The organism is Ralstonia sp. 1138 (assembly GCF_040544795.1).
GTDB lineage: Bacteria > Pseudomonadota > Gammaproteobacteria > Burkholderiales > Burkholderiaceae > Ralstonia > Ralstonia flatus.
The window spans coordinates 65,223-88,904 of the sequence record NZ_JBEPKQ010000003.1; the positions used below are offsets into that span (position 1 = coordinate 65,223).

The window sequence follows — 23,682 nt, forward strand, 5'->3', positions numbered from 1 at the left end:
CTCTCGCTCGCCTGATCTCCATCCCGCATGTCCACCACCCAACCGTACGCGACCATGTCTGACGCGCTGCGCGACTGGCTGCAGCGTCACGTGACCGAAGGTTTCGAGGCCGAATCCCTGGTGGCTTCGATGGTGCAATCCGGCTATGACCGCGCCTTCGCGCGCCGTGTCGTCGATGAGGCGCTGACTGCTCGCGCACCCGCCCCCGTGGTGGCGCCCGCGCCGACGCCGGCTGCCGATCAGGCGGTCGAAAACAGCAATGCCGTGCATACCGCCGATGGCGACATTCCGATCCTGTTCGCAATCGAGACGCCGCGCATCGTGCTTTTCCAGCACTTTCTGTCGGACCAGGAGTGTGACGAGCTGATCGCGATCGGGCGCAATCGCCTCAAGCGTTCGCCCGTCGTGAACCCGGATACGGGCGAGGAAAACCTGATCTCGGCCCGGACCAGCCAGGGCGGGATGTTCCAGGTCGGCGAGCATCCGCTGATTGCCAAGATCGAAGCGCGCATCGCGCAGGCCGTGGGCGTGCCGGTTGAGCACGGCGAAGGCTTTCAGGTGCTGAACTACCAGCCCGGCGGCGAATATCAGCCGCACTTCGATTTCTTCAACCCGGGCCGCAGCGGCGAGGCGCGCCAGCTCGAAGTCGGCGGTCAGCGCGTGGCGACCATGGTCATCTACCTCAACAGCGTGCAGGCGGGCGGGGCGACGGGCTTTCCGAAGCTCGGGCTGGAGGTGGCGCCGGTCAAGGGCAACGCCGTCTTCTTCGTCTACAAGCGCCCCGACGGCACGCTGGATGAAGACACGCTGCACGCCGGCCTGCCGGTGGAGCGTGGCGAGAAGTGGATCGCCACCAAATGGCTGCGTGAACGTCCCTATCGTCGCGGCGCCTGATCGACGTCGGCGATGGAGTATACGTTTCTCTCGGCGACCGTCCTGCTGGTGCTGATCACCGATCCGCTCGGCAACATTCCGATCTTCATCTCGGCGCTGCGGCCGGTCGCTCCCGAGCGCCGCAACCGCGTCGTGCTGCGCGAGGTCGGCATTGCGTTCGTGCTGCTGCTCGTCTTCATGTTCTTCGGCGAGAGCTTCCTGCGCATGATGAGCCTGACCGACATGTCGCTGCAGATTGCAGGCGGCATCGTGCTCTTCCTGATCGCGCTGCGGATGATCTTTCCGCGTGAAGGCGCTGCCGAGTCGCAGCCCACGGGCGAGCCCTTCATCGTGCCGCTGGCGATTCCGGCCATCGCCGGGCCGTCGGCGATGGCCACGGTGATGCTGCTGGTGTCGCAGGCGCCGGGCCGCATGTGGACCTGGGTCGGCTCGTTATGCGCGACGATGGCCGTGTGCGCGCTGGTGTTGCTGAGCGCCACGCACATCCAGCGCCTGGTGGGGGAGCGCACGGTGATGGCGTTCGAGCGGCTGATGGGGCTGATCCTCGTCGCGATCTCGGTGGAGATGCTCCTGAAGGGCATCCGCACCTTCGCGCATCAACTCTGAACCATGCGCGGGCAACAAAAAAGGGCGACTGAGGTGTCGCCCTTTTGCTTGCCGCCGCGCTGCGTCAGGTGTTCTTGAGCGCGCGGATGGTCGGCAGGTTGCGCCAGTAGCCCTTGGCGTCCATGCCGCAGCCGAACACGTAGCGGTCAGGCACGTTGAAGCCGCAGAAGTCGGGGTACAGCGGCTTGGACTTGCTGAGCGTCTTCTCGCACAGCACGGCGGAGTAGAACTCGGCGGCACCCATGTCGATGATGCGCGAGCGGATGGCGGCCATCGTCTCGCCTTCGTCGAGGATGTCGTCGAGCACCAGCACCGTGCGGCCCTTGACCGACTCGCGCGGCGCCACGCGCCACTGCATCTCGCCACCCACCGTCGTGTTGTTGTAGCGCGAGAGGTGGATGTAGTCGAACTCCAGCGGGAAGGCCAGCTTGGGCAGCAGCATGCCGGTAAAGACGGCCGCGCCGCCCATGACGGACAGCACCATCGGGAACGTGTCGCCGATCTTCTCGGTGATCTCTTCGGCCATGCGGTCCAGCGAGCCGCGCACGGCGTCTTCGCTGACGATTTCTTCGGAGTTGGCCCAGAGTTCGCGGGCCTGTTCTGCGCTCAGCATCGTGTCAGTTCGGTGAAACGGTTCGGTGTGTCGATCAAAAGTGCGATTCAGGAAGGAGGGTAGCCCGCTCAGCGGCCGCCGAACAGCCCCTTCATGCCGCCTTTCATGCCGCCCATGGCGCGCATCATCTTCATCATGCCGCCGCCTTTGAGCTTTTTCATCATGCCTTGCATCTGCTCGAACTGGTTGAGCAGACGGTTGACTTCCTGCACCTGCACGCCCGCGCCCGCGGCAATGCGGCGCTTGCGGCTCGCCTTGATGAGTTCGGGCTTGGCGCGCTCGGCAGCCGTCATGCTGTTGATGATGCCTTCCATGCGGCGGACCTGCTTTTCGGCCTGGTCCATGTTGGCACCCTGCGCCTGCTGGGCGAGCTGAGCCGGCAGCTTGTCCATCAGGCTGCCCAGGCCGCCCATCTTCTTCATCTGGCCGATCTGCGCCTTGAAATCTTCGAGGTCGAAGCCGCCGGTCTTCTTGATCTTGGCGGCAAGCTTCTGCGCCTCTTCCATGTCGACACCGCGCTGGGCTTCTTCCACCAGCGCAAGGATGTCGCCCATGCCCAGAATCCGCTGGGCCATGCGGTCGGGGTAGAACGGCTCCAGCCCGTCGAGCTTTTCGGCCACGCCGACGAACTTGATCGGCTTGCCCGTGATGTGACGCACCGACAGCGCCGCGCCACCGCGCGCATCGCCGTCGAGCTTGGTCAGCACCACGCCGGTCAGCGGCAGGGTGTCGTTGAACGCCTTGGCGGTGTTGACGGCATCCTGGCCGAGCATCGCGTCGACCACGAACAGCGTTTCGGCCGGCTTCAGCCGGGCGTGCAGCGCGGCGATCTCCTGCATCATCGCCTCGTCGATACCGAGGCGGCCGGCCGTATCGACGATCAGCACGTCGTGATAGTGCTTCTTGGCCCAGTCCAGGGCTGCTGCCGCAATGTCGACCGGCTTCTGGTCGGGCTGCGAGGGGAAGAAGTCTGCGCCGACCTGCTCCGAAACGGTCTTCAACTGCGCGATGGCGGCGGGGCGATACACGTCGCACGACACCGTCAGCACTTTCTTCTTCTTGTTCTCTTTGAGCCACTTGGCGAGCTTGCCCACCGTGGTGGTCTTGCCGGCGCCCTGCAGGCCGGCCATCAGGATGATCGCTGGCGGCGTGACGTTGAGGTTCAGCTCGGCCGCGCGGCCGCCCATGATGTTGCTGCCGACGCCTTCCAGCGCTTCCTGGCCGCCGATGATGGCCGTCAGCTCGCGCTGCACGATGCCGACCAGCGCCTGGCCCGGCGAAAGGCTGGTGATGACGTCTTCGCCGAGCGCCTTTTCCTTGACGCGGGCAATGAACTCGCGCACGACCGGCAGCGCCACGTCGGCTTCGAGCAGCGCCATGCGAACTTCGCGCAGCATCTCGGCGGTGTTGGCTTCGGTCAGGCGCGCTTCGCCGCGCATGGTCTTGACCACGCGCGCGAGCCGTTGGGTCAGGTTATCCAGCATGACAGTGACAGGAATCCGGAATTGGGGACGGGATGAAGAGACGGCCGGCGCGCGTTTGGCTCGCACCGGCTGGGAATGTGCTTAATGCGCGCATGTTGCGTTGCCGCCCGACGAGGCTTTCGGCGGGGGCGGGCCCCAGCCAAAACCGGGGTGCGCTGCGGTAAACTGTGCAAATGGCAATTGTACTGTATGCGCTGACGGCGCTTCTCTACGGCATCCTCGCTTCGGTAGCGTGGGCGCGACGCGGTGGGTTGGGTACCCAGGCCGCAGCGGGAGCCATGGCGGCGGGTGGTCAGTTGCCCGGCTCCACGGTGCTCGTGCCGCCGCCTCCGGGCGCCGCCGATACCGTCCCGAGCTGGTGGCGTTGGGGCTTGCTGGCCGCCTTGGTCGCGCACGGTCTCTTGCTGCACGAGACGATTTTCCCGGCCAGCGCCATGGTGTTCGGCTTTGCCTATGCGCTGTCGGCCATGCTCTGGCTTGGTGTTGGCATTTTCTGGATCGAAAGCCTGTTCTTTTCACTGGCGGGCCTCGGGCTGCTGGTGATGCCCGTGGCGCTGGTCGGCAGCCTGTTGCCCTTGGCCTTTCCGGGCACGCAGATTCTCGGCTATGCGGCCAGCGCGCTGTTCAAGCTGCACTTCGCCATCGCCAACGTCGCCTACGGCCTGTTCACGCTGGCGGCATTCCACGCCATCCTCATGCTGGCCGCCGAGCGCCGCCTGCACACCATCAACCGCCCCGCCCAGGCAAGCTGGTTCAGCCGCTGGCTGGATCTGCTGCCGCCGCTGCTGACGCTCGAAAAACTCCTGTTCCGCCTGATCGGCGCGGGGTTTGTCCTGTTGACGCTGACGATCGCGTCGGGCGTGCTGTTCTCCGAACAGCTGTTCCACAGCGCCTTCCATTTCGATCACAAGAACATCTTCGCCGTGTTGTCATGGGCCATGTTCGGCGGCATCCTGGTCGGTCGGCGTTTCCGCGGCTGGCGCGGCCGCGTGGCGCTGCGCTGGGTGATGGCCGCCTTCGCGGTGCTGCTGCTGGCGTACGTCGGCAGCCGGTTCGTGCTCGAAGTCATCCTGCATCGCGCCTAGCGCCATCCTGGTGCCTGCGCCGTTACTTGTTCCTGCCTGTTCTCCATGTCCCGTCCTGTCCTGCTGATCCTGATGCTGCTCGCCGGCTGGTGGTGGTTGAGCCGCCTGGGGAAGCGTTCGTCCCGCGCTTCGGGGCAGGAGCAGGGCGCCCCGCGTGAACAGCGCACGGCCAAGCGCGCGCCTGAGCCCCAGACCTCCCAACCCATCGAGCAATGCGCCGTATGCGGCGTGCACGCGCCGCGCACCGGCATGATCGCGCTGGCGGGCGGCCGCTATCGCTGCCCCGAGCATGCTGACCGGGGCAACGCATGACGCCCGAAGCGTCGGGTGCCGCGCGGGCAACGCCGTCCGGCGCGCGCAGCCTGCTCTCGCGCCTGAACGCCTGGCGCGCCTTGCGATCGGTCTGGCTGGAGCCCGATCCGCCTGAATTCCAGTGGCGCCTGCTGCGCTATTTCGCCTTCAGCCGTGCCGCCGTGGCGCTGGTGCTGTTGCTCTTCGTGATGGTGCCGCGCGAGCACAACGAGGCAGTGGGCCTGCCCAATGGCGACACGCTCCTCAGCCTGACGCTGCCCTATCTGGCGATGGCCTTGCTGATCCTGGCCGCAGCCGGCTGGTGGCGCACGCGCTTCCAATTCCGGGTGCGGCTGGATGTGGTGCTCGACCTGCTGTTCCTCGGGTTGGCGTATGCCACCCTCTCGCGCCTGTCGGCCAGCGTGGCGATGGTGCTGCTGATGCCGGTGCTGGCTGCCGGCGCGCTCACCAGCCTGCTGTTTGCGCTGTTCACGGCGGCCGTGGCGTCCATCGTCGTGCTGGCCGATCCGTTCCTGCAGATGCTGAACGACGGCGTGATTGCGCCGGGGCTGGCATCCGCCGGGCTCTACGGCCTGGTCTACATGATGGCCGCGTCGATGATGTACGGCCTGTCGCATCGCCAGGTCGCGCAGGAACGGTTGACGATGGCCCGCGAGCGCGAGCTGCGCCTGCAGCAGCTCGTCAATCGCCTGATGGTCTACGACATGCAGGACGGCGTGATGCTCGTGCGTGCCGATGGCCGCGTCGTTGCCGCCAACCCGGCCGCAGCCATGTTGCTGGGCGTGCCGCAGAGCGCCTTTGTCGGCAGCGGCGCGATGTTGTTCGACCTGAAGGACGTGCCGCACCTGCGCCCGTTGCTCGAAACGCTGCGCCAGTGGCTGCGCCGCAAGAGCCGTCCCACCGATGGCACCGGCGACGACGATGCACCGCGCATCCTGGATCTACTGCCCATCGCAGCGGGCGGCCGCTCAGGCCGCGCCATGTTGAGCGCCCGCCTGCGCCTGCGCTTCATCCTGCCGAGCCTGGCCAACCTGCGCAGCGTCTACATGGACAGCCTGGTTAGCTCGATCGGCCTGGGCCTGCCGGGCGAGGGCGGCGAGATACGTGCGCGCATTCCATCGGCCGACGCGATCACGCAGGGCTGGTCGGCGGATGACGAAGCGTTCTTGCGACACGAGTTGCACGACACCGTGCTGGTCCACGTGGAAAGCTGGGAGCGTGTGGCGGAGCAGGCGCAGCAGGAAAAGCTGGCGTCGATGGGGCGGCTGGTGGCGAGCGTCGCGCATCAGATCCGCAATCCGCTGGCGGCGATCAGCCAGGCCGCCGAACTGCTGGACGATCCGGGCGACGGCCAGGACGGCGGCGCACACATGCGGCCGGAAAGCGGCGGCGTAGAGACGCGCCTGCTGCGCATCATCCGCGACAACGTGCGGCGGCTCGACCAGGTGGTTGCCGACGTGCTGATGCTCTCGCGCCGCCCGCGCGGCGAACGCGTGCGCGTGCAACTGGCGCAGGTGCTGCCGGAGGTCGTTGACCGCTGGCGTGCCGAGGCCCTGCGCCGCGCCGGCGAAGCCACCGAGATCAACCCGAACCTCGTGCGCGTGGCGGTCGACCTGGACAAGCCCGTGCTGTTCGACCCGGCGCAGTTGCAGCAGGTGGTGGGCAACATGCTCGACAACGCGCTGCGTTATTGCCGCCGCGTTCCCGGCTCGATCCAGCTGGCCGCCTACGCGCTGGACGACACCCACGCCGAACTCGTGATCTGGAACGACGGGCCCGAAGTGCCTACGGAGCAGCAACGCAGCCTGTTCGAGCCGTTCTTCACGAATGACGCACAAGGCACTGGCCTGGGCCTCTACATGGCGCGCGAGTTGTGTAGCGCCAACGATGCGCAGATCCGCTACGGTGCCATCGCGCTGGAGTCCTTGCTCGATCGCACCGGAGCGTTGACCATGGAGGCGCGCGGCACGTTGCCGCGCCGCGCCTTCGTCATCACCCTGATGTTTGACCAACCTGCCTTGGCCGTAACGGAATAGTCCGCCGGCCGCGCATTTCCGCCGATCTTCTGCTGATCCATGTCCAAAGCCGCCATCGTTCGCGAACCCATTCTCGTCGTCGATGACGAAGCCGACCTGCGCGAGCTGCTGGAAATTTCCCTGCGCCGAATGGGGCACGACGTCGTGCTCGCCAGCGGGCTGGCCGAGGCGCGCGAGGCGCTTTCCCGCCAGCGCTTTGCGCTGGTGCTGACCGACATGCGCCTGGGCGATGGCCTGGGCATTGAACTCGTGCGCCAGCTTTCTGCTACGGCCGACCGCACGCCCGTGGCCGTCATCACCGCCTATGGCAGCGCCGAAAACGCGGTGGAAGCGCTCAAGGCCGGCGCGTTCGATTACATCGCCAAGCCGCTTTCGCTCGACCAGCTGCGCAGCCTCGTGCTGAATGCGCTGGGCCGTCAGCAGCGCGACCCCGATCCGGGTAACGCCGATCTGGCCGAGCGCACCAACGATCTGCTGCCGGGCCATTCCGCCGCGATGCAGGAAGTGCGCCGCTCGCTGATGCGCCTGGCGCGCAGCATGGCGCCGGTGGTGATCAGCGGCGAATCGGGCAGCGGCAAGGAGCGTGCGGCGCGCGCCATCCATGCGTTGTCGTCGCGCGCGGCGCGGCCGTTCGTGGCGGTCAACTGCGGCGCGATTCCCGAGAACCTGATGGAAGCCGAGTTTTTCGGCTACGTGAAGGGCGCCTTTACCGGCGCCGACAGCGATCGCCAAGGTTTCTTCCAGGCCGCCAACGGCGGCACGCTCATGCTCGATGAAGTGGCCGACCTGCCGCTCACGATGCAGGTGAAATTGCTGCGCGCGTTGCAGGAGCGCCGCGTGCGCAAGATCGGCGAAAGCCGCGAAGATCCGGTCGACGTGCGCGTCGTGTGCGCTAGCCACCAGAACCTCGCGCGGCTGGTGGCCGCCGGCCGTTTCCGCGAAGACTTGTTCTACCGCCTGAACGTGCTGGAACTGCGCATGCCCACGCTGCGCGAGCGCGCCGAAGACGTGCCCGTGCTGGCCGGCGTGCTGCTCGAACAGCTCGCCAGCCGCTACGGCGATCCGCGCCCAAAACGTCTGACGCGACCGGCGCTGCAGCAACTGTGCGCGTATCCGTTCCCGGGCAATGTGCGGGAACTGGAGAACCTGCTGGAGCGTGCGTACGCATTTGCGGAAGGCGAGTCGATCGACGTGGATGACCTTGGCGCGCTGGGCGCCGAGATCGAGCGCTCGCCGCTGTTCCACCGCACGCGCGAGGCGCAGGCTGCCGCGGCAGGCAATCACCCGTTGGCCCCGTCGCCGATGGCCGGCTGGCCCGATGCCGTCTATATGCCGGCGCCCGTGCCAAGCCCGATGGGGACGCCGCAACCGCTGGCACCGCCCGAGCCGGCACCGGTTGCGCGGCCGGCCGAGCCCGCCCTGCCGAGCGTTGCGCTGCCGATCGATCTGCCGGCTTACCTGGAGTCGGTCGAGCGCAACGTGATCCTTGCCGCGCTGGACCAGACCGGTTTCAACCGCACGGCCGCCGCCAAGCTGCTTGGGCTGTCATTCCGCCAGTTGCGCTATCGCATGCAGCAGCTTGGCATTCGCGATCCGCGTGACGTTGAAGCGTCGCCGGGCAGCGTCGGCGAACCGGCCGGAAATGGGCTGAACGGCGATGCCTGAACGGTTGCACATCGGCGCGGACGGATGGGCGGACGGCGCACGCCGCCATCCCTCGCCGAATATCGACGCACGACCCGACGGCATGCCGATCGACCTGATCGTGCTGCACAACATCAGCCTGCCGCCTGCGCAATCCGCGGCGGACTTCGGCACCGACCACGTGCTCGACTTCTTCACCAACACGCTCGACTGCGACGCGCATCCGTATTTCGATCAGCTGCGCGGCGTGCGCGTGTCGGCGCATTTCTTCATCCGCCGCACGGGCGAATGCGTGCAATTTGCGTCGTGCGACGCGCGGGCGTGGCATGCCGGGGCGTCGGACTTTTTCGGCCGCACACGCTGCAACGATTTCTCGGTCGGCATCGAAATCGAGGGCACCGACGATCTGCCCTTCACGCCCGAGCAGTACGCCACCACGGCGTCGCTTGTGCGGGCGATCTGCGCGGCGTATCCGATTGCAGCGATCGCCGGTCATTCGGACATTGCCCCGGGCCGCAAGACGGACCCAGGACCGCATTTCGACTGGGCGCATCTGCGCGCGCTCGGCGGATTCAATGCGGCGTTGTTCCCCTATCAGCACGCGCTCTGACGCGACAACCCTCTGACGCTTCACCGTCTGCGGCTCACGTGCGACGGTAAAACCCTGGAGTGTCACCCTCCAAGACTCGGGCGCGAGGGTGAAACTGTGGAACGTCAATGTCCAGGCATCGCACGCGAGCCTAAAACCGTGGAACGCCACAGTCCGAGGGTCGCGCACGAGGGTAAAACTGTCGATCTCCACTGTTTGAGGCTCACGCACGACGGTCAAACCGTGGAGCGTCACGGTCCGAGGCTCGCGTGCGAGTGTGAAACCGTGGAGCGTGACCGTCCGAGGGTCATTTCGTCGATCCGTCCGTGAACGATTCCAGCGTCGGAGGCTCGCGCATGACGGTCGAACCTCGGAACACGGCGGTCTGAGCCCCACGCGTGCGGATAAAAGCCTCGACCGTCAGGATGTGAGGCTCAAGCGTCGGGGTGAAAGCGTGGCGTTCGCCCCTTCGACGCCGGCATGCCGCAAGTCACTCCCTGCGGACGACGAAACGCAAGCGGGCAGCCCGCTTTCAAAGGCCGCCCGCGTTTTCCTCTGCTGATCTTTCTACTTCAGAGCCCTACCTCAAGTGCCCATCGCCGGGTCGGACACGCCGTCCTTGCCGGTTTCCATGCGGCCGGCAAAGCGCCGCGTGAAGCCGCCTTGCGGCACCGTCACCGTGAAGTCGTACCAGTTGCCCTGGCGCGCGATCGGCCAATGCTGGTCGAGCTGCTTGCCGGCCGGGATGTCGAACGTCCACGGGCCGTCGTTGCGGTACGCGTTGGGCTTGACGGTGAAGGTGCAGCCGGCGGTGCCGGTGTTCATCATCGTCACGTAGACCTCGGCGTTGGCCAGGTCGTAGCACACGCGGATTTCCGGTGCGCTCGAACCCGCTGTCGACACGGCGCTCACATCGCCCGAGAACGCGCGGTGGAAGCCGTTGGGGCCGAGCACCCACAGGTCGTATTTGCCCTTGTCAGCGGTGAACACGTCCCACGTGTCGTCGAGCATCTTGCCGGGCTCGACCGCATAGCGGCGCGGCACGCGGTCCAGATGCAGGCGGTCGTACACGTGGAAGACGGCGGCCGCCGTGCCGGTGTTGCTGAAGATCAGGCGCAGCGCGCGGTTGGTGGCGTCTTCGCGCGCGCTGACGTGCAGTTCGTACGGCAGGGCCCGCGAGGGGCGGGTGCCGGTGGCTTGCGTCGGCATCTGCTGCGCCGTGACGGAGGGCAGCGGCACTTGCGGCTTCAACCCTTGCGCGGTGCGGATCGAGTCGGCGGTTGCCTTGTCCCGGCTGGGCAGCGTCGGCAGCGTTTCGGTGTTCGGGTTGACGAAGTTGAAGGCGCTGGTCAGGTCGCCCAGCACCGCGCGGCGGTACGCGCTGATGTTCGGCTCCTTGACGTTGAAGCGCAGCTCCAGGAAGCGCAGCACCGAGGTGTGGTCGAACGCCTGCGAGTTGACCCAGCCGCCGCGGCTCCACGGCGAAACGACGTACATCGGCACGCGCGGGCCGGGGCCGTAGGGGTGTTGGTCCGTGTGATATTCGCCGGCCGTGCTCACCGTCGACTTGCCGGCCAGCACGCCGTTGTCATAGGCGGGGGCTGCGGGCGGCGGCACGTGGTCGAAGAAGCCGTCGTTCTCATCGAAGTTGATGAACAGCACGGTTTTGCTCCACACGGCCGGGTTGGCGGTGAGTGCGTTGAGCACTTCCTGCGTGTACCACGCGCCCTGCACGGGGCTCGACGGACCGGGGTGTTCGGAATACGTGGCCGGCGCGACGATCCACGACACCTGCGGCAGCTGGCCGGCGGCAATGTCGTCCTTCAAGGCCTGCAGGAAGCCGCCGTCGGGCATGGTGTTGCCGACGCCCTTGATGAGCGGGCTGACGGTTTCGTCGGCCGGCGTGTACGGCGGGAACGGGCTGCCGTCGGCCAGGTTGCCGCGCGCGGCGTTGGCATCGCGGTAGGCCTTGAAACCGGCGAGCGGGTTGTCGGTGAAATTGTCCGGCATGTTCTGGTAGACCTTCCACGACACGCCGGCCGCCTGCAGGCGCTCGGGGTAGGTCGTCCAGTTGTAGGTGACGCTGGCGTCGAGGTGATCGCCGCTGTTGTCGATGACGGGGCCGCCCGCCGCGCCCGTCGGATCGTTCGTGCCTGTCCAGTGGAACAGCCGGTTGGTGTTGGTGCCGCCGTGGAACGAGCAGTGGTACGCATCGCACAGCGTGAAGGCGTTGGCGAGCGCGAACTGGAAGTCCAGCTCGGCCTGCTTGTAATAGCCCATCGACTGCGTCTGCTTGTACGTCGGCCACTTGCTCATGCGGCCCAGGTCCCACGCGTTCTGCGCATCGGGGTAGCTGTGCGGCGTGCCCGACACGCGCTGCGCGTTGCCGGCGCTGCTGTCGAGGTAATACGGCAGCACCGTGCGGCTCGGCCCGCTGCTGGGCACGTAGGTCTGCTGCCAGACGTTCAGGCCGCCCGCCAGGGGGATGGGGAAGCGGTCGCCAAAGCCGCGCACACCTTGCAGCGTGCCGAAGTAGTTGTCGAACGAGCGGTTCTCCTGCATCAGGATCACCACGTGTTCAACGTCGCGCATCGTGCCGGTGGCGTTGTTGGCGGGAATCGCCAGCGCGCGGCGGATCGACGGCGGGAAGGCGGCGAGCGCAGCGGCGGAAATCGCCCCCGTGCTGGCCATCTTGAGGAAGTTGCGGCGGCTGCCGTTGTTGGCGTGGTTCGTGTCGGAAGTCATGTCGGTCTCAAACGCAAGTCGATGGGAAGCCGCGCGTTACGGAGCGCAGTGCAGGGTCGGCTTGTTGGCCGGCGGCTGGCCGGGTTGATCGGGCTGAGTGGCGCCGGGGCCAGTGCCGGTACCGGGCGTGCCGTCGTTCGAATCGCCGCCGCAGGCCGACAGCGACAAGGTGGCGGCGCACAGCAGCATGGCGGCCAGCCGGTGCGGCCGCGCGAGGGGGTGGATGAAGGGCTTCATGAGCGGTCTCGTTCGGGTTGGGGGAGGAGGTCAGGGGTTCAGCGACGACAGCGGCTGGTGCGAGCCGTTGATCGTCTTGAGTTCGTCCAGCGTCAGCCGGCGCGTCCACATGGCGAGGTCGTCGTAGGCCATCACGCCCTTGAGCGAGCCCGGGTTGTTGGGCACGTAGTTGTGCGTGGCGTCGTCGTTCAGGCCCCAGACCTTGGTGGCCAGGCCATTGAGCTTCGTGACGTCGGTATTGGCGATAGCCTTGTCTTCCACCTTCTGCACGCCGAGCACCGGGTCGAGGATGTAGGCGCTGAAGCGCTTGGCCTGCGTGTCCACCGACAGGGCGAGATACGCCCACTGGTTGGCGCTGAACTTCATGCCCTGGATGTCGTCGCGCTTGCCGCCGCTGCCCAGGTTGAAGCGCACCTCGCAGCCGCCGAACAGGCCGAACGCGATGCCCGCATTCGCGCCGGACGTGTAGTTCTTGTTGGAGAGGATCGGCTCGCCGGTGCCGTTGCCCTGCGTGCAATCCGACTTGAACCAGAAGCCGATGGTGAATTGCGGGCTCTGTGCGATGTCGGCGCCGTTCTGCGTGAGCTTGTAGGCGTCGATGCGCGAATCGACCGACAGGGCCGTGCCACCAAACGGGTCGGCCGCTGCGGAGCCGCCGTCGGTGCCCGCCGCCCACGGGCCGATCGTCGAACCGGCTTTGCGGTCGGTGGGCGGCAGCGGATCGAAGCTGTAATACGCCGCCAGGCCGTTGGTGAGCGAGGCGGCCAGCGGCGTCGGGGCAACGTAGGCGATTTGCGCGAGCATCGACACCGGCACGTTGTTGCGCACCAGCGTGTAGTTGATGCGGTAAATGCCGCTGGCGGCAGCGATGTTGCTGTCGGTGTACTGCGTGGCCGTGGCGGGCAGCGTGGCGACCGGCTTGCCGTCGCGCAGCACGGTGATCGGGCCGCTGGCCGGGGTCGGGTTCTGCCAGTTCAGCACCAGCGAGGCGTTGTACGCGCCGACCGTGCTCTGGATATTGCGCACGCCGACAGCACTGGCCGTGAGCGCCGCACCGTCGAGCTGATGCGCGGTTGCCGGCACGGCGGCGTTCAGTTGCGCCAGCACCGTCGGCACGATGTCGGCCTCGCTCGGCAGCGCGGCCAGTGTGGCTTCCGACGTGGGCGCGGCCATGCCGTTCTTGCCGAGTACCGTATTGACCGGCTTGTTCAGGGCGATGAAGGCGGTGCGGTTTTCCAGCGTCGGCGCAGAGGTGGTCGCACCCGTAGCGTCCAGGCCGTGGCTGGTGGTGACGACCACGAGCCAGTCTTCGTTCGGGTTGGCGGTGCGGCGCTGGGCGATGGCGGCCTGCAGCGTGCCGAGCGCCTGGTCGACGTTGGTCAGCGCAGCGGTGTACGCATCGCTTTGCAGGCCGGAAGCCAGCGCGGCGGCGGCCGGCGCGGCGTATTGCGCGAAGACGACGTCGTAGCCGGACTGCACGAGCTTCACGCTGTTCTGCGTCACGCAGGTGTCCACCTGGGCGCAGTCGACGAGCGTGTCGAGATTGCCGGCTTGCTGATCTGCCTTGAGCAGCGCGGGCAGCATGGCCGAACTGACCGCGGCGCCCAGCCGTTGCGTGGTGCCGGCTGCCTTGGCGGCGCTGCGCGCGTAGCTGAACACGCTTGGGACGGCCAGGGTGGTGACGGTGTCGTCGGTCACGCCGTGGCGGTTTTGCCAGGCACCGGTCAGCACGGTGGCCCAGCTGGGTGTGTCCAGCGGCGGCTGGGCGGTGGTGGTGCCCAGCGTGCCGCCGGTCGAAGCCGGCATCACCGCCAGCGCGCCCAGGTTCGGCAGGCTGCGCTGCAAGAGCGCGCTCTGTACCTGCGCATAGGTGGCGCCGTCCACGCCGACCACCAGCACCTTCTTGCTGGCGCTGGTGGATGGTGTGTCGGTGCTGCCCTGGTTGGCGATGGGGCCGCTGTCGCCCCCGCCGCATGCGGTCAATGTGGTCGCCAACGTCGCTGCCACGGTCGTGCTCAGCGCGGCCCTCAGCAGGCGCCCGGCGGGGTGATTCCAAGCCATGTCGATTTCCTCGGTCGTTGTGCGCGGCGCTCGGTGTCTCGCCGCGGTGATTGCGCTCCCTGCAATGCGACCGAAGCGTAGGGTGGGGGCCTGTCGCTCAAGTGACAGCCGCGGCAAGAATGCTGATGCGGCTATTCGGATTTCTTGAGCGGGGAATGTCGGGAAATGCCCCGGGGCGCGGCACGCGTGCACCGGTGCAGTGCGCCGCACACATACCCCTACCGTAGATGAGGTGACGTCTATTGAACTTGCGACGTCGATAGAAAGAATTATTCTGAAGAGACGGTCATTGCGACGCCGCACGCCAGTCCCGCCGACCCTTTGTGCAGACTGGCGTAGCGGGTTTGCGGCACTGCATTGGCGGGTGAAAAATAGCCCTCCGCCCCCACCTGTCAAGTCTAGGCAAATTCGATTGGGCCACTATACTTAGCGTCAATCCCGGAGTTGAACACTAGATGTAGTGGTCGCTTTCCGGGATTCTTATTTCAGCGCCACGCGGGGGCGGGCGTACGGCAGGTCGAGCCGGCGCTTGGGGGCTGAGGAAAGGCAGGGGTCTTTTCCGTCTCATTTCTCCGCGTAACGCAAGGATTCGCCCAGGGTGTTTCACCATCGGCGAGCCAATAAAACGAACGGTTCAACAGGAGTCCACATGCAGACGGCCCAATCCGAAATCCACTCCGGCACCGCCAATCCTTCGCAATTTGCGCAAAGCGCTGGCGGCACGGCCGTGGCCCCCGGCACCGCTTCCGGCGTCAATCTTGCCGACTACAAGATCATTCGCCGCAACGGCGCCGTGGTCAGCTTCGAGCCTTCGAAGATCGCCGTGGCCATGACCAAGGCTTTCCTCGCCGTGAATGGCGGTCAGGGTGCTGCTTCCGCGCGTGTGCGCGAGCTGGTCGACCAACAAACGCAGAACGTCGTGCGCGCACTGCTGCGCAGCCGCCCGAACGGCGGCACGTTCCATATCGAAGACGTGCAGGACCAGGTGGAACTGGCCCTGATGCGTTCGGGCGAGCACGACGTGGCCCGCGCCTACGTGCTGTACCGCGAGCGCCGCGCCCAGGAGCGCGCACAAGCCGGCGAAACCCAGCAGCAACCGGCCTTCATCGGCCTGAACGTGACCGACGGCGGCATCACCCGCCCGCTGGACATGGCGGCACTGCGCAACGTGATCGTCTCGGCCTGCGAAGGGCTGGGCGAAGCGGTGGACCCGGAGCCGATCCTCAAGGAAACGGTCAAGAACCTGTATGAAGGCGTGCCGATGACGCAGGTGTACGACTCGGCCATCCTGGCCTCGCGTACCCTGATCGAAAAGGACCCGGCGTACAGCCAGGTCACGGCGCGCATCCTGCTGCACACGATCCGTCGCGAAATCCTCGGCGAAGAAGTCACGCAAGCGGAAATGAGCACGCGCTACGTCGACTACTTCCCGCAGTTCATCAAGCGCGGCATCAACGCCGAGCTGCTCGACGACAAGCTGGCCCAGTTCGACTTGGCCAAGCTGGGCGCGGCGCTGGACGCCTCGCGCGACTTCCAGTTCAACTACCTCGGCCTGCAGACGCTGTACGACCGCTACTTCCTGCACATCAACGAAACCCGCATCGAGATGCCGCAGGCGTTCTTCATGCGTGTGGCGATGGGTCTGGCGCTGAACGAAATCGACCGCGAAGCCCGCGCCATCGAGTTCTACCAACTGCTGTCGTCGTTCGACTTCATGTCGAGCACGCCGACGCTGTTCAACTCGGGCACGCGTCGCTCGCAACTGTCGTCGTGCTACCTGACCACCGTGTCGGATGACCTGGACGGCATTTACGAAGCGCTGAAGGAAAACGCGCTGCTCTCCAAGTTTGCCGGCGGCCTGGGTAACGACTGGACCAACGTGCGCGCACTCGGCTCGCACATCAAGGGTACGAACGGCAAGTCGCAAGGCGTGGTGCCGTTCCTGAAGGTGGTCAATGACACGGCCGTGGCCGTGAACCAGGGCGGCAAGCGCAAGGGCGCTGTCTGCGCGTACCTGGAAACGTGGCACCTGGATATCGAAGAATTCCTGGAGCTGCGCAAGAACACCGGTGACGACCGCCGCCGCACGCACGACATGAACACGGCCAACTGGATTCCGGACCTGTTCATGAAGCGCGTGATGGAAGGTGGCGAGTGGACGCTGTTCTCGCCGTCCACCTGCCCGGACCTGCACGACAAGGTCGGCAAGGCATTCGAGCAGGCCTACCTGGCCTACGAAGACAAGGTCGCGCGCGGCGAGATCAAGCTCTTCAAGAAGATGCCGGCGCTGCAGCTGTGGCGCAAGATGCTGGGCATGCTGTTCGAAACCGGCCACCCGTGGATCACGTTCAAGGATCCGTGCAACATCCGCAGCCCGCAGCAGCACGTGGGCGTGGTGCACAGCTCCAACCTGTGCACGGAAATCACGCTGAACACCAACGACAGCGAAATCGCCGTGTGCAACCTGGGTTCGGTCAACCTGGTCGCTCACCTGGTCAAGCAGGCGGACGGCAGCGTGGTGCTCGATCACGAGAAGCTGAAGAAGACCGTGCGCACTGCCATGCGCATGCTCGACAACGTGATCGACATCAACTACTACGCGGTCAAGAAGGCACGGGACTCGAACCTGCGCCACCGCCCGGTCGGCATGGGCATCATGGGCTTCCAGGACGCGCTGCACGTGCTGCGCGTGCCGTACGCCAGCGAGGCAGCGGTGCAGTTTGCCGACACGTCGATGGAAGCCGTGTGCTACTACGCCTACTGGGCATCGACCGAGCTGGCCGAAGAGCGTGGCCGCTACAGCAGCTACAAGGGCTCGCTGTGGGATCGCGGCATCCTGCCGCAGGACTCGCTCAAGCTGCTGGCCGAAGAGCGCGGCGGCTACCTCGAAGCCGACATGTCGTCGACCATGGACTGGGACAGCCTGCGCGGCCGCATCAAGCAGTACGGCATGCGCAACTCGAACTGCGTGGCGATCGCCCCGACGGCAACGATTTCCAACATCATCGGCGTCTCCGCTTGTATCGAGCCGACGTACCAGAACCTGTACGTCAAGTCGAACCTGTCGGGCGAGTTCACGGTGGTCAACGACTACCTGGTGCGCGACCTGAAGGCGCGCGGCCTGTGGGACGAAGTGATGGTCGCCGACCTGAAGTACTTCGACGGCTCGCTGGCCCGCATCGACCGCATCCCGCAAGACCTGCGCGACCTGTACGCAACGGCCTTCGAAGTGGAACCGCAATGGCTGGTGGAAGCTGCATCGCGCCGCCAGAAGTGGATCGACCAGGCGCAATCGCTGAACATCTACATGGCCGGCGCGTCGGGCAAGAAGCTGGACGACACGTACAAGCTGGCGTGGCTGCGTGGCCTGAAGACCACGTACTACCTGCGCACGATCGGCGCCACGCACGTCGAGAAGTCGACCGTGTCGCGCGGCACGCTCAATGCGGTGTCGTCGGGTAGCGATGTGGGTGGCGTGTCGGCTGCGGGTGCGTCCGGCGTGACATCGGCCGCGCCGACCAGTGCGCTGGATGCCGCTGCCGCCACCGCCCAGGCGATGCCGGAAGCCGAAGGCGCCGTGTGCACCATGCGCCCGGGCGACCCCGGTTTCGAGGAATGCGAAGCCTGCCAATAAGTCAAAACAGTGTCTGAGGTTGCTCCCGCGCAAGCGGGGGCGCCGGGATCTGCACGACACTGGACTCGCGCTCCGAAAGAGCGGGAGCGACGCGCAAAGAATTAGGAGAAACACATATGCTGAGCTGGGACGACGACGTCAAACCTGCCGCACAACCTTCGGCTGCGCCGCAGCCGGTGTACCAACCGCAGCCGCAGCTGCAAACGGCCACCGCCGATCAGGGCGGCGTGCTGCCCCCGTCGGCCACGCAGGCCGCCGGAACGGGCATCCTCGGCAACAATCCGAATGCCGCTGCCGCACAGAGCAACCGCCGTGTGAACGCTGCCGACAAGCGCGTCATCAATGGCGCCACCGACGTCAACCAGTTGGTGCCGTTCAAGTACAAGTGGGCCTGGGAAAAGTACCTGGCCGGCTGCGCGAACCACTGGATGCCGCAGGAAATCAACATGTCGCGCGACATCGCCCTGTGGAAAGACCCGAACGGTCTGACCGAAGACGAGCGCCGCATCATCAAGCGCAACCTGGGCTTTTTCGTGACGGCCGACTCGCTGGCCGCCAACAACATCGTGCTGGGCACGTACCGCCAGATCACCGCGCCGGAATGCCGCCAGTACCTGCTGCGCCAGGCGTTTGAAGAGGCGATCCACACGCACGCGTACCAGTACATCGTTGAATCGCTGGGCCTGAACGAGGCCGAGATCTTCAACGCGTACCACGAAGTGCAGTCGATCCGCGACAAGGACGAGTTCCTGATCCCGTTCATCGACACGCTGACCGATCCGTCGTTCAAGACCGGCACGCCCGAGAACGACCAGAAGCTGCTGAAGTCGCTCATCGTCTTCGCCTGCATCATGGAAGGCCTGTTCTTCTACGTCGGCTTCACGCAGATCCTGGCGATGGGCCGTCAGAACAAGATGACCGGCGCTGCCGAGCAGTACCAGTACATCCTGCGCGACGAGTCGCTGCACTGCAATTTCGGTATCGACCTGATCAACCAGATCAAGCTGGAGAACCCGCATCTGTGGACGGCCGAGTTCAAGGCCGAGATCACGGAGCTGTTCAAAAAGGCCATCGACCTGGAATACCGCTACGCAGAAGACACCATGCCGCGCGGCGTGCTGGGCCTGAACGCACCGATGTTCAAGGGCTACCTGCGCTTCATCTGCAACCGCCGCTGCCAGCAGATCGGCCTGGACGCGCTGTTCCCGAACGAGGAAAACCCGTTCCCGTGGATGAGCGAAATGATCGACCTGAAGAAGGAGCGCAACTTCTTCGAGACGCGTGTGATCGAGTACCAGACCGGCGGCGCGCTGTCCTGGGAGTGATCTGAGCTAGCCGCTCGACGCTCGTTCGACCCGGCATCAACGTAGACAGGCGACGCACCACGCGTCGCCTGTTTGCATTTGGGGCGGTCGATTCACGTGCGTGCGATTGCGCCGCGCCTGTCAGACATGGCAGGCTGCGGCAATCACTGCACCGGATCCCGCCATGACGGTCGAAGCCTTCTTCTCGCAGACCTACGATGAAGCCCGCGGCAAGTTCCTCGCTGCTGCGCGGGCCCGGGGGCTGCGCATCGAGCGCCATCTGCATCCGGATGCGGTCGGGCCATCCGGCGAGCAGCTTTCCATCGACACTGCGCTGTTTGCGCCCGCGCAGGCTGAAGCGCTGCTGATCGTCACCTCCGGCGTCCATGGCGTGGAGGGGTTCTGCGGCTCCGGTTGCCAGACCGGCCTGCTGCAAGACGACGAACTGTTCGCGCGGCTGGCAGCTGCCAAGGTTGCGCTGCTGCTGGTGCACGCGGTCAATCCGTACGGGTTTGCGCACTTGCGGCGCGTGAATGAAGAGAACGTTGATTTGAACCGCAACAGCGTCGACTTTGCGGAGGCCGCTTCCGCCAATCCGGCCTACCTGGAAGTCGATCCGCTCCTGCTGCCGCACACATGGCCGCCCAGCCAGGCCGACCAGGCAGCGCTGCAGCACTACATGGTCACCCGCGGCGAGAAAGCCCTGCAAGACGCCGCAACGAGCGGCCAATACCGCGTGCCGGACGGCATGTTCTACGGCGGCAGCGCGCCGTGCTGGAGCACGCTGCAGATGCGGGGGATCGTGTCGCGGCATGCGGCTGGCCTGTCGCAGCTAGTGTGGATCGACCTGCATACCGGGCTTGGCCACTACGGCCACGGCGAAAAGATCTTCAACAGCCCAGATTCCGCCGAGCTGGAACGCGCCATGCGCACGTGGGGCGCCGATGTCCGGCCGATTGCCGCCGCCGGTTCGGTTTCTTCGGTGGTCAAGGGCGATTTGGTCGGCATCGCCTACGAACGGCTGCCCGGCATCGAAAAGACCTGCGTCACGCTGGAGTTTGGCACGCTCGCGCCGCTGGCCGTGCTGCAGGCGCTGCGTGCCGACCATTGGCTGCATCGCCATCCGGAGCAGGGCGCCGCGCAGCGGGCCGGCATCCGCCAAGCGCTACGTGATGCGTTCTATTGCGACGTGCCGGAGTGGAAGGGAATGGTCTACGCGCAGACGCGCATGGCTGTATTGCAAGCCGTGGCGCGGTGTTCCGGCTAGCCTTGGACGGGCTTGGGAGCCCGCACCGTCAGCGCGCATCCGGCCGACGCAGCGATGATGGCCAGGATCGCCACCCACTGGCGCCCGGTCAGTTGCTCCTGCAGCACGATCGCCCCGGCGAGGGCGCCGATGGCGGGCTCGAGGCTCAGCAGCACGGAAAACGTCTTGCCCGGCAGATGCTTGAGCGCCACCATCTCGAGCGAATACGGAATCGCGCTCGACAGCAGTCCGATCCCGAGTCCCGCCAGAATGAGCGAAGGTGCGAGCAACGCCGACCCCGCCTGCGCCACGCCAAACGGAATCGCAAACAGCGCACCGACCACCATGCCGATCGACGTCGCCTGGCCCGCATGCAGGCCACCGAGGTTCTTGCCCGTCAGGATGTAGAGCGCCCAGCACACGCCGGCGGCCAGCGCATAAATAGCGCCCAGGTGGTCGACCTGCCCGACCGACTTGTCGGCCACCGTCAGCATCAGCAAGCCGGCCACCGCCAGCCCGATCCACACGAAATCCAGCGCGCGGCGCGACAGCAGCACGGCCAGCACCAGCGGCCCCGTGAACTCGATGGCGATTGCAATGCCGATCGGCAGCCGCTGCAGCGACAGGTAGAACAGCAGGTTCATGCTCGCCAGCGTGACGCCGTACAGCGCGATGCGGCCGGCATCTGCGCGGCTCAGGTGTAGGCGCCAAGGCCGCCAGAACGCCAGCAGGATCACCGCGCCGATCGTCACCCGATACGTGACCGTGCCCGCGGCGCCCAGCACCGGAAACAGCGTCTTGGCAAACGAGTTGCCGAGGCACACGGAGGCCATCGAGCCCATCAGCGCGAGGATGGGCATCCAGGGGGAGGTCGTCGTCGTGGAAGTGGCGGAGGCGGAAGCAGCGGAAGACATGAGCGACAGCGGAGGCGCAGCAGAGAACGCCACAGCATAGCCGCGCACCGCCGAGAAATCGTTGCGTTCTCGGCGGCGTGGGCGTCGCTTTTTATCGAATTGGCAGGCTTACAGGGCGGCAGCGCTGGGGCGGATCACGTCGATCAGCAACACGCGCTGGCCTTCGCGTTCGCCATCGGGGCGCGGTGTCACGCCGCGCTGCGGGCGCGGTGCGGCCAGCGGTGCCGGATCTTCGGCGCTCATGCCGAAGACGGCCAGCTTGGACGCCGCAATACGCTGCAGCGTGCCGCGCACGCCGGGCACGTCGAGGTCTTCGGGGTCGAAGCCGGTGGTGGCCGTCCAGTCGTCGCGGGCGATGTCCTGCAAGCCGTTGGCCATCTCGAACTGCAACGACGCGCCAAAGCCCTTCTGCAGCGAGTGCGAGCCGAGCAGGTATTCCGCCGTCAGGAAGCCGCGCAGCCGGGTCCAGAAGGCCAGCGAACTGATGTTGCCGCTCTTGAGCGCGTGGCTCGGGGCGACTTCCCAGCTGTGGTCGAGCAGCTTGTTGATGAGGCGGCCCCACGTCGGCACATCGGTGCCGGCGGAGCAGTCTTCGCCGGGGCCTTCCGGCCGTGCGAGCTGGCGCAGCAGGCCGGTGAACGAACCAGAGGTGGGAGCACCGGCCGCTTGCGGGCCGGAAGGCCAGCGCCATTGCAGCGGCGAAGCCGGACGTGCGCCCGGCCATTGCGCGTGCTGCTGCAGGCCCGTGCAGGGCGTCAGGTAGCGCCATTGGCGCTGGTCGCGGCCGACGCGGCGCAGCGGGTCCAGCTCGGCCGACAAATCGAACTTGCCGAGGAAGGTTGCGTTGCGCGACTTGATCGGCGAGCGCGCATAGACGTTGAAATCGGGCCAGCCTTCATACAGGTTGATCTGCGGCAGGGCGTGGTGCTTGTCGAGCGCATCGTCGGGCTGGTCGATGCGGCGGCTGGTGAGAAACAGCGCGCGGCAATCGAGCGTTGGCACCGCGCCGCGCACGCGCATCAGCACCAGCAGATCGCCGAATTCCGCGGGGCGTGATTCCGCGCGCGCGGGATACGCGTGCGGTTGCTCTTCAGGCCAAAAGGTGGTCAGGCGCAGGGCTGATCCCGGGAACGCACCGCGCAGTCCTTGCCGGAGCAAACGTAGGCCGTCGGGGTGGCGCAGGATGCGCAGGACGGAAAGATCGTCGCGCAACGTGGCGTCGGGGTGGGGCGCGCGGCCGCCGTGCTCTGCGGCCAGCGCAAAGCGCCACAGCGCGGTATCGCTGGCCAGATCGTGTGCAGCGACATCGCGCACCGCAGTGGAGCGGCCGCCGGACATCGGCTCATGGGCGCCGCCGGCGGTGTCTCCTGCTCCGGCATAGACGCTGGTGGTCGACCCGGCAATCGCGCCAAAAAGGCCCCTCAATGGCGGCCGGTTGCGCTCGGGCATGGCTATTCCAACTTGGTTTTATCGGTTCTCTGGCGCGCAGCATAGCACCATGCGACACGTCAGAGAACGGCACGGCGCCCCTCCCCTCGTTGGGGAATCAGGCGTGAAATCTCGGCGGTCAGGGCCGCGCGGGTTTGCGACTCCACACACGTGTAACGGCGATGGAGAGGGCTTCTTTAATGGCGATGCCGTGCGCGCGCTGTGCGGATTTCCGTAAAAAAGAAGGCGCCGGCTTGCACCGGCGCCTGAAGAGACGGCGCCCGCCCAGAGGGGAGGGCACCGCCGCGCGTTGGGATGTCTTGCTAGCTTTCGCTATCGGCGGGCGATCACTGCTCGCGAATCCAGGTCTGCGTACGGCCCAGCAGGCTGATGCCGAGGAAGCCGCGCACGTTCAGTTTCTGACCGTCTTCCGACAGCGACATCTTCGCGCTGTAGACCTTGCCGTTTTCCGGATCCAGGATCTGACCGCCATCCCAGTTGTTGTTGCCGTTCGCCTTCAGGCCCGTCAGGATCGTCAGGCCCTTGATCGGCTGGTCCTTGCGGTCGTCCGTGCACTTGGTGCAGGTCTTGTTCTCGTCGCCAGGCACCAGGATCTTGGTGACCTTGCCCGTGAACGTGCCGCCGTTGTCGACGATCGTCACTTCGCCTTTCTGTTTGCCCGTGTTGTCGTCGATAGTCTTCCAGGTGCCGGCGGGGGTGGCTTGCGCGAAGGCGCTGCCAGCTGCCAGTGCGAGGGCCAGTGCGCCAGCCAGGCGCGCGAGAGCGTGGGGGGTATGTTGCATCGTGGAGTCTCCTTGTTGTCAGTCAAAAGAATCGGTGAGGGCTGATC

General features: G+C 66.2%; 18 protein-coding genes. 10 read left to right on the forward strand and 8 right to left on the reverse strand.

Annotated elements, in window-relative coordinates:
• Positions 1-27: 27 nt before the first annotated feature.
• Together ABIC76_RS13190 and ABIC76_RS13195 are read left to right on the forward strand one after the other, a co-directional pair.
• Positions 28-894: a 2OG-Fe(II) oxygenase gene (locus ABIC76_RS13190; protein WP_102066860.1), complete on the forward strand. Its 867-nt coding sequence runs from the start codon at positions 28-30 to the stop codon at positions 892-894.
• 12 nt (positions 895-906) lie between these two features.
• Positions 907-1,500, forward strand: coding sequence for a MarC family protein (locus ABIC76_RS13195; protein WP_354534252.1), 594 nt, complete (start codon positions 907-909; stop codon positions 1,498-1,500).
• A gap of 64 nt (positions 1,501-1,564) precedes the next feature.
• On the opposite strand, the gene ABIC76_RS13200 is transcribed toward ABIC76_RS13195, so the two are convergent.
• A complete protein-coding gene (locus tag ABIC76_RS13200) occupies positions 1,565-2,113 on the reverse strand; it encodes a hypoxanthine-guanine phosphoribosyltransferase (RefSeq protein ID WP_012762948.1) in 549 nt (182 codons plus the stop codon).
• Positions 2,114-2,181: 68 nt separating this feature from the next.
• Positions 2,182-3,597: a signal recognition particle protein gene (gene ffh / locus ABIC76_RS13205; protein WP_027680338.1), complete on the reverse strand. Its 1,416-nt coding sequence runs from the start codon at positions 3,595-3,597 to the stop codon at positions 2,182-2,184.
• Positions 3,598-3,770: 173 nt separating this feature from the next.
• Between ffh and ABIC76_RS13210 the strand changes: the two genes are divergently transcribed.
• From ABIC76_RS13210 to ampD, 5 genes are read left to right on the forward strand one after another with little or no spacing between them, the layout of a single operon-like run.
• Complete coding sequence (locus ABIC76_RS13210; protein WP_027680339.1) at positions 3,771-4,682, forward strand: cytochrome C assembly family protein; 912 nt, start codon at positions 3,771-3,773, stop codon at positions 4,680-4,682.
• 45 nt (positions 4,683-4,727) lie between these two features.
• Positions 4,728-4,994, forward strand: coding sequence for a PP0621 family protein (locus ABIC76_RS13215; RefSeq protein ID WP_354534253.1), 267 nt, complete (start codon positions 4,728-4,730; stop codon positions 4,992-4,994).
• On the forward strand, positions 4,991-7,030 hold the full coding sequence (locus ABIC76_RS13220; RefSeq protein ID WP_354534254.1) for an ATP-binding protein: 2,040 nt from the start codon (positions 4,991-4,993) through the stop codon (positions 7,028-7,030). Before ABIC76_RS13215 ends, ABIC76_RS13220 begins: the two co-directional genes overlap by 4 nt.
• Positions 7,031-7,069: 39 nt before the next feature.
• Positions 7,070-8,695 (forward strand): sigma-54-dependent transcriptional regulator, encoded by a 1,626-nt coding sequence (locus ABIC76_RS13225; protein ID WP_354534255.1) that lies wholly within the window; start codon positions 7,070-7,072, stop codon positions 8,693-8,695.
• Positions 8,688-9,284: a 1,6-anhydro-N-acetylmuramyl-L-alanine amidase AmpD gene (ampD, locus tag ABIC76_RS13230; protein ID WP_102066856.1), complete on the forward strand. Its 597-nt coding sequence runs from the start codon at positions 8,688-8,690 to the stop codon at positions 9,282-9,284. Before ABIC76_RS13225 ends, ampD begins: the two co-directional genes overlap by 8 nt.
• Positions 9,285-9,848: 564 nt before the next feature.
• On the opposite strand, the gene ABIC76_RS13235 is transcribed toward ampD, so the two are convergent.
• The 3 genes from ABIC76_RS13235 to ABIC76_RS13245 are packed head-to-tail and all read right to left on the reverse strand — an operon-like array spanning position 9,849 to position 14,306.
• The gene (locus tag ABIC76_RS13235) at positions 9,849-12,008 is read right to left on the reverse strand and encodes a phosphocholine-specific phospholipase C (protein ID WP_354534256.1); all 2,160 of its coding nucleotides are present in this window, start codon (positions 12,006-12,008) and stop codon (positions 9,849-9,851) included.
• Positions 12,009-12,044: 36 nt separating this feature from the next.
• Positions 12,045-12,245 carry a hypothetical protein gene (locus ABIC76_RS13240; protein WP_147213785.1) on the reverse strand — a complete coding sequence of 67 codons (201 nt, stop codon included), beginning with the start codon at positions 12,243-12,245 and terminating at the stop codon, positions 12,045-12,047.
• A gap of 30 nt (positions 12,246-12,275) precedes the next feature.
• On the reverse strand, positions 12,276-14,306 hold the full coding sequence (locus tag ABIC76_RS13245) for an alkaline phosphatase family protein (protein WP_354534257.1): 2,031 nt from the start codon (positions 14,304-14,306) through the stop codon (positions 12,276-12,278).
• 649 nt (positions 14,307-14,955) lie between these two features.
• Between ABIC76_RS13245 and ABIC76_RS13250 the strand changes: the two genes are divergently transcribed.
• The 3 genes from ABIC76_RS13250 to ABIC76_RS13260 all read left to right on the forward strand — a co-directional run bounded on the left by ABIC76_RS13250 (position 14,956) and on the right by ABIC76_RS13260 (position 20,511).
• The gene (locus ABIC76_RS13250) at positions 14,956-17,940 is read left to right on the forward strand and encodes a ribonucleoside-diphosphate reductase subunit alpha (RefSeq protein WP_354534258.1); all 2,985 of its coding nucleotides are present in this window, start codon (positions 14,956-14,958) and stop codon (positions 17,938-17,940) included.
• 116 nt (positions 17,941-18,056) lie between these two features.
• Positions 18,057-19,265 (forward strand): ribonucleotide-diphosphate reductase subunit beta, encoded by a 1,209-nt coding sequence (locus tag ABIC76_RS13255; RefSeq protein ID WP_354534259.1) that lies wholly within the window; start codon positions 18,057-18,059, stop codon positions 19,263-19,265.
• 163 nt (positions 19,266-19,428) lie between these two features.
• Complete coding sequence (locus ABIC76_RS13260; RefSeq protein ID WP_102066851.1) at positions 19,429-20,511, forward strand: M14 family metallopeptidase; 1,083 nt, start codon at positions 19,429-19,431, stop codon at positions 20,509-20,511.
• Here ABIC76_RS13260 and ABIC76_RS13265 read toward each other — a convergent pair.
• The 3 genes from ABIC76_RS13265 to ABIC76_RS13275 form a co-directional block, all read right to left on the reverse strand.
• The gene (locus tag ABIC76_RS13265) at positions 20,508-21,404 is read right to left on the reverse strand and encodes an EamA family transporter (RefSeq protein WP_354534260.1); all 897 of its coding nucleotides are present in this window, start codon (positions 21,402-21,404) and stop codon (positions 20,508-20,510) included. The two genes, ABIC76_RS13260 and ABIC76_RS13265, sit on opposite strands and share 4 nt — an antisense overlap.
• A 108-nt stretch (positions 21,405-21,512) precedes the next feature.
• Positions 21,513-22,853, reverse strand: a complete 1,341-nt coding sequence (locus tag ABIC76_RS13270; protein WP_027680351.1) for a hypothetical protein — start codon at positions 22,851-22,853, stop codon at positions 21,513-21,515.
• 326 nt (positions 22,854-23,179) lie between these two features.
• Positions 23,180-23,635 carry a DUF2147 domain-containing protein gene (locus ABIC76_RS13275; protein WP_027680352.1) on the reverse strand — a complete coding sequence of 152 codons (456 nt, stop codon included), beginning with the start codon at positions 23,633-23,635 and terminating at the stop codon, positions 23,180-23,182.
• Between the last annotated feature and the right edge of the window lie 47 nt (positions 23,636-23,682).